Here is a 6,435-nt window from a genome sequence, read left to right as displayed (position 1 = left end):
GCGGGCCGTCGGAGCCCGTACGCGGGAGGCCCTGCGCGCGGCGGTGGCCGAGGCGCTGGAAGCGGTGAGCGTGGAGGAGGTGGGGGCGTGGATCAGGCACTGTGGCTACTCGCTTACATCAACATGATCTGCGCTCTAGCGTTTGAATCGTCGACGCCCGAGCCGCCCGTCGCGCCCGCCCACAGCGGAGGGGTGCGATGGGCGGCGGCGTTTCGGGTCGGGGTGACGCAGGGGTGGCGGGACCCGTGCGTATTCTTCGGCCATGAGTTTTTCGCAGCCCCATCCCGACTCCGACGAGTCGCCTCGCGACCTGCGGCCGGGCACGATCACCCGCCTCGCGCAGCAGAAACGCGACGCCGACCGCGTCTCGGTCTTCATCGACGGTACGTTTGCCTTCGGGCTCGCCATCGACCTCGCGATGGTGCTGCGGAAGGGGCAGGCGCTCACCGTCGAGGAGCAGCAGGCCCTCCTCGACCAGGAGGAGCGGCTGAAGGCGAAGGCCGCCGCGCTCGACTACATCGCCTATCAGGCGCGGACCGAGCAGGAGGTCCGGCAGAAGCTCACGCGGAAAGGCTTCGCCGAACCCATCGCCGAGGAGGCCGTCGCCCGGATGCGGGAGCTGGGCTACCTCGACGACGTGGCCTACGCCCGAGCCTACGCGCGCGGCCGGCTCAGCGGACGTGGTCACGGTCCCCAGCGTATCCGCGCCGACCTGATGCGCCGCGGCATCGCTCGCCCGACCATCGACGCCGTGCTCGACGACCTCGTGGAAACCGACGACCTCCGCGAGACGGCGCTCCACCACGGCCGCAAGCGCTGGATCCGCCTCCAGCGCGAAGACGACCCGTACAAGCGCCGGAAAAAGCTTTCCGACTTCCTCATGCGCCGGGGCTACGACTTCGACCTCATCCGCAGCGTCGTCGAGACGCTGGAGGCGGAGGAGGGAGGATGATGGCCTGCGCGGTTTGCCAGAGGGCGTGGCCGGTGAGCCGTGGTTAACTTTGGCCGGCTTCGCTCGTAGGCACTCCACCGCTCTCCGCTTCTGCCCCGCATGACTCCGCGCTCGCGCTTCGACGTTGTGGACTACGCCCTGTTCGCGCTGGGCGTGGTGGGGCTCGCCCTGTTCGTGGGACTGCTGCCGAGCCAGCACCCGGACAGTGCCGCGTCGTACGCATTCGGGCGCGAGGAGGCGGCTGAGGCAGCGCGGACGTTCCTCGAACGGCAGGGGTACGCGACCGAAGGGCTCGCGCCCGTTGCCCGGCTCGGGCGTCAGCCCAGGTTGCTCGATTCGCTCCAGGCGTCGCAAGGTCGGCCGGAGACGATCCGCCTGCTCGAGGGGGGCGAGGACCGGCGGCTCCCGGCGCACTACTGGAACGTCCGGTGGCACCGCGAGGACGCGCCGACGCCGTTCGGGCCGCCCGAGGCGGCGGGCGGTCCGTCGTCCGACTGGCTCGCGTTCGAGGTGGACCTCACGCAGCACGGCGAGGCGTGGCAGCTCCGCAACCCGGCGGCCGTCGTCCCCCACGACGGCGTGGACCGCGACGTGCTCCAGTACCTCCTCGACGAGGACCCCGAGGTGCAGTCCGCGCTGCTCGCCCCGGCCGACTCCGTCCTCGGTGCGCTCTTCTACTTCGACCTCTCCAGTGCCGCCCGTCCCGCCGACTCCCTCGCCCTGTTCGAGGCGGATTGGAACCGGCTCCACGAGGCCGCCGCGACGGGGCAGCCGCAGGGATTGGGCGAGGCCGCCGCGACCGCGATCGCCCGCCGACACATTGCCGCGACGGCGCTCGGGGCGTTCGCCCTCGACGTGAAAACGGTCGAGGCGCTGCCGGAGCGAGGGCGTGCGGCGGCCCGCGTTCGGTTCGAGACGGCCGAGCCCGTCCACGGCCAGCGCGTGAGCGTCGAGGCCGACGTGACGGCGGCGGGCGCGCTCCTCAGCCTCCGCACCCGGTTCAACGAGAAGGTCGATCCGGGCGACGGCGATCGGCCGGAGATCCAGTTCCGGCTTGGGTCGGACCGGGGCGCGCGCGGGGCGCTGAAGTGGGCGGCGTACTTCGTGCTCGTCCTCGTCCTCCTCGGCGTGCTGTTCCGACGGGTGTCCGGGCGCGCGCTCGACGCGCAGGCCGCGCTCAAGGACGCCGTGCTCGCCGCCGCGCTGGCCGCCGTTGCGATGGCGCTCTCGACGCCGACGCTCGCGGTAGAAGCGGGCTACGGATGGCAGCTCGCGATCGTCATCGGGCTCGGGATGCTCTTCGTCGGGGCCGGACTCGGGCTCCTCGTGTTCGTCGCGTCGGGGGCGTCAGACGCGCTCGCGCGGGCGGCGTGGCCGGAGAAGATCGCGACGCTCAGCCTCGCGCGGCAGCACGCGTGGGTGAACCAGCCCGTCGGCGTCGCCCTCGTCCGGGGCGCGGCGCTCGCGGGCATCGTGCTCGGCGCTACGGTGCTGGCGATGGCGCTCGTCCCGCACGGCCTCGTCCACGACGAGCAAGTGTTTGGCGCGGAGGGCTCGTTCTCGATTGCGGCGACGGCCCTCGCGCAGAGCACGTGGTACGCACTCCTCCTCGTCCTCGCCGTATACGTCGGGCTCGGGTCGATGCTGCAACGGCGGTGGCCGTGGGTCGTCGTACCGGCGCTCGCCGTCGCCGTCGCCGTGGTCGGCTTCGACGGGGTAGACCTGGTCGAAGGCTCGCTCTGGGTGGTCTTCGGGATCCCGCTCGTGCTCGGCCTCGTGCTCGCGGCGGCGTTCGTTCGGTACGACGCGCTCACGCTCCTCGCCGCCGTCGTGCTGACGGGCGTGCTGTGGGACACGGCCGAGGGCTGGCTCGTGGCGGCCTCGCCCGACCTCGTCGACGCCGTCGTGGGGTGGGCCGTGTTCGTCGGCGTCGTCGGCCTCGGCGTGGCCGGCGTGCGGAGCGACCGGACGGGCGAGCGGCTGCCGAATTACGAGCCGGACTACGTCGTGGAGCAGCGCGAGCGGGGGCGGCTCCAGCGCGAGCTCGAGATCGCCCGCGAGGTCCAGCGCTCGTTCCTCCCCGCCCAGATGCCCCGCATCGAAGGGCTCGACATCGCCGCCCGCTGCCTCGCCGCCGAAGAGGTCGGCGGCGACTACTACGACGTCATCCCGCTCGACGACCGCCGGCTCGCCCTCGTCATCGGCGACGTGAGCGGGAAGGGGATCCAGGCCGCCTTCTTCATGACGCTCGCGAAGGGGTTCCTCCAGACGCTCGCGCACGAAACCGACAGCCCGGCCGAAGTCCTCCGCCGCGCGAACCGGCTCTTCTTCGCGAACGCCCCGCGCGGCACCTTCATCTCCCTCATCTACGGCGTGTTCGACCTCGACGCGCGGACGTTCACGTTCGCCCGCGCCGGCCACAACCCCGTCATCCTCAAGCGCTCCCCAAATCAGACGGCCGATTTCGTCCAGCCCGCCGGCCTCGCGATCGGCCTCACCTCGCGCGCCGTCTTCGACGAGACGATCCAGGAGGAAACCCTCGACCTCCGCCGCGGCGACACGCTCGTATTCTACACCGACGGGTTCTCCGAGGCGATGGACCGTGCCAAAGCGCTCTACACCGACGAGCGCCTCGCCGACCTCGTCGCTGCCGCGAGCGTCCACACCGGCGCCGCTGCCCTCCTCCAAGCCATCGTCGAAGACGTGCTGCGCCACGCGGGCGATGCGGGCCAGCACGACGACATGACGATGATGATCGTGAGGGTCGCCGCGCCCGATCCCGACCCCGCCCTCGCCGCTCTCGCTTCTATGACCGCCCCACCGCCTCTCGCCGATGCCTGATACCGAAACGACCGACACCCTCGACGCCGCCGTCGCCGCCGTGCGTGCGCGTACCGACGCCCGACCCGATCTCGTGCTCATCCTCGGCTCCGGCCTCGGCGCGCTCGCCGACGAGGCGGAGGACGCCGTCGTCATCCCGACGTCGGAGGTGCCGGGCTACCCGCGTTCGACGGTGCAGGGCCACGCCGGGCGGCTCGTCTTCGGACAGTTCGAGGGACGGAGCGTGCTCTTCGTGCAGGGGCGCGTCCACCTCTACGAGGGGCACGCGGCGAGCGTGCTCGGCTTCCCCGTCCGCCTCGCCCACGCCCTCGGCGCGCGGCGGATGCTCGTCACGAACGCCGCCGGCGGCATCGACCCGACGATGGGCCCGGGCACGCTGATGTTCATCGCCGACCACCTCAACCTCGCCTTTGCGTCGCCGATGTCCGGCCCCGTCCGCCCCGGCGAGCCGCGCTGGCCCGACATGGCGGCGCCCTACGACCCCGCGTGGCTCGACCGCGCCGAGCGCCTCGCCCTCGACCGCGGCATCCCGACGCGGCGCGGCGTCTACCTCTGGACGACCGGGCCGAGCTACGAGACGCCCGCCGAGATCCGCTTCTTCCGCCGCATCGGCGCCGACGCCGTGGGGATGAGCACCGTGCCCGAGGTGATCCAGGCCACCGCGCTCGGCATGCCCGTCCTCGGCATCTCGGCCATTACCAATGCGGCGGCAGGCCTCAACGCCGAACCGCTGAACCACGAGGAGGTGATGGAGGCCGGGCGGCAGGTGCAGCAGCGCTTCGCCGCCCTCGTCCGCGCCATCGTCGCGGACGATTCATAGCACGTCGCTCTGGAGTTCGCCAACAGGACAGCAGGTTAGCGCTTCAGCCACGGAAGGCGGATAAAGCGCAGGAACGAAGCGAGACGCCCGCGCTTTCCGTCAAACTGAGAGGGCGAGCTAGATGCCCTATCGGCTACGCATTCGGGTGCCAGTGCAGCGGCGGCACGCCGTGCTCGGTCGTTCAGCCCGTGACCGGACACGTATCCCTCAGCAGCGAGATCGTACTCGTCGTCGAGCGCATACCACGTCATCAACTCTGACGGGTACCCCAACTCGATTGCAAGGCGGCTAAGCGTATGACAACCTGTTCGGGGGGCGATCTCGCCGTGGAGCATTGCGCACGCGATGTCTCTCGCGTGTTCGCGGAGAGCATCGTCGGCGGAGAGGAAGGGGATGTCCGCCTCTTCCAACGCAGGACGGATGTAATCGCGGACTTCGAACCAGTTGGCTGAGCGTTCCATGCTCGCGAGCATACGAAGGTGAGGACCATCGCGGCCAGCGGCGAGCGCAAGGGTGGCCCAGTCCGGCGCACCAGTCGCTCGTCCGGCATGGAGAGCAACGAGCAGGCGATGAGCTCCCGCCTCTATGTCGGATCGGGAGTGTGCGCTCAAAGGTGGCTCAATAGAGGCCCACGGTGCATCTGATCTATTCCTATGACGCTGCATCAGGCGGTGTCCCGACGGGCGAGGGCTGGCCGTTTGCACCGTCGCCCTCGTAGAACCGTTTCGGCAGGATCTCGTCGAGCCGCTCGCCGCCGACGACGCCGAAGTCGAGCGTGCGGATGGGGAAGGGGATCGTGATGCCGCCGTCGTCGAACGCCTTCTTGATGGCGATGATGGCCTCGCTCTGCGCCGCGAGGAAGTCGGTCTGCTTGTGGAAGTCGACCCAGAAGCGGAGCGAGAAGTTGATCGAGCTGTCGCCGAACTCGTTGAAGTAGAGGTCGACGGGCCGGTTCTGATCCACGAAGCCGAGGCTCTGCACGGCGCCGAGCGCGAGTGCGCGAGCCTCTTCGAGGTCGTCGCCGTAGGCCACGCCGCAGCTCACGTCCACGCGGCGCTGCCCGGTGCTGTAGTTCTCGACGGGGTTCTGGAAGACGTTCGAGTTCGGGATGATGGCGATCTGGCCCTGGAACGTGCGCACCCGCGTCGAGCGGAGATTCACGTCCACGACGGTCCCCATGTAATCGCCTGTCTCGATGATGTCGCCCACGACGAACGGGCGGCGGATCGAGAGGAGGATGCCGGCGATGAAATTGGCCGCGAGGTCCTGGAACGCGAAGCCGAGGGCGAGGCCGAGGATGCCGGCACCCGCGAGGAGGGAGGTCACCGCCTTGTCCGCCCCGATGACGCCGAGCGCGATGAAGGTCCCGACCGCGAAGACGATCACGTAGACGATCGTCGCGAGCAGGTTGTTGACCTGTTCGTACGACGAGGTCCGGCTGAGTACGCCTTTCACCCCGCGTCGCACCAACCGCGCCACAAACACCGTAACGACGACGATGAGGACGGCCGCGATGAAGTTCGGGAGCAGTAGGATCAGAGCTTCGATCCAGCCCTGGAGCTTGCCTACTAGGTCGTCAAACGTCTCGTTCAGGTTCATCGGAGGGGAGGTTCGGGAAGGGGGCGGGGGAAACCGAGGGAGAAACCAAGACCGGCGTACCGAGCGGAGCCGCCTCAGGGTCCCGACGGCGGGCAGGGGCGAAGCGTGGGGCGTCGCCCGGCGCGAAAATGTGTGAAGGCGCGGAGAACGCCGCTGCGTAAAAAGGGTATACTGCCGGGGTCCATGTTACCAAATGATTAACAGACGGAGCGCGGGAGGGGGA

Annotated in this window: 5 protein-coding genes; 3 read left to right on the top strand and 2 right to left on the bottom strand. The window is 69.8% G+C overall.

Annotated elements, in window-relative coordinates:
• Positions 1-262: 262 nt before the first annotated feature.
• The 3 genes from ABJF88_19715 to ABJF88_19705 all read left to right on the top strand — a co-directional run bounded on the left by ABJF88_19715 (position 263) and on the right by ABJF88_19705 (position 4,613).
• The gene (locus ABJF88_19715) at positions 263-952 is read left to right on the top strand and encodes a RecX family transcriptional regulator (protein MEP0549169.1); all 690 of its coding nucleotides are present in this window, start codon (positions 263-265) and stop codon (positions 950-952) included.
• A gap of 99 nt (positions 953-1,051) precedes the next feature.
• Positions 1,052-3,793 (top strand): PP2C family protein-serine/threonine phosphatase, encoded by a 2,742-nt coding sequence (locus ABJF88_19710; GenBank protein MEP0549168.1) that lies wholly within the window; start codon positions 1,052-1,054, stop codon positions 3,791-3,793.
• Positions 3,786-4,613, top strand: a complete 828-nt coding sequence (locus tag ABJF88_19705) for a purine-nucleoside phosphorylase (GenBank protein ID MEP0549167.1) — start codon at positions 3,786-3,788, stop codon at positions 4,611-4,613. Before ABJF88_19710 ends, ABJF88_19705 begins: the two co-directional genes overlap by 8 nt.
• 35 nt (positions 4,614-4,648) lie before the next feature.
• Here the strand turns inward: ABJF88_19705 and ABJF88_19700 are convergent, their stop codons facing one another.
• On the bottom strand, positions 4,649-5,074 hold the full coding sequence (locus ABJF88_19700) for a hypothetical protein (protein MEP0549166.1): 426 nt from the start codon (positions 5,072-5,074) through the stop codon (positions 4,649-4,651).
• A gap of 190 nt (positions 5,075-5,264) precedes the next feature.
• Complete coding sequence (locus ABJF88_19695) at positions 5,265-6,212, bottom strand: mechanosensitive ion channel family protein (protein ID MEP0549165.1); 948 nt, start codon at positions 6,210-6,212, stop codon at positions 5,265-5,267.
• Positions 6,213-6,435: the final 223 nt, after the last annotated feature.

The organism is Rhodothermales bacterium (genome assembly GCA_039944855.1).
Lineage (GTDB): Bacteria > Bacteroidota > Rhodothermia > Rhodothermales > JANQRZ01 > JBBSMX01.
This window is presented reverse-complemented; position numbering and strand designations above follow the sequence as displayed.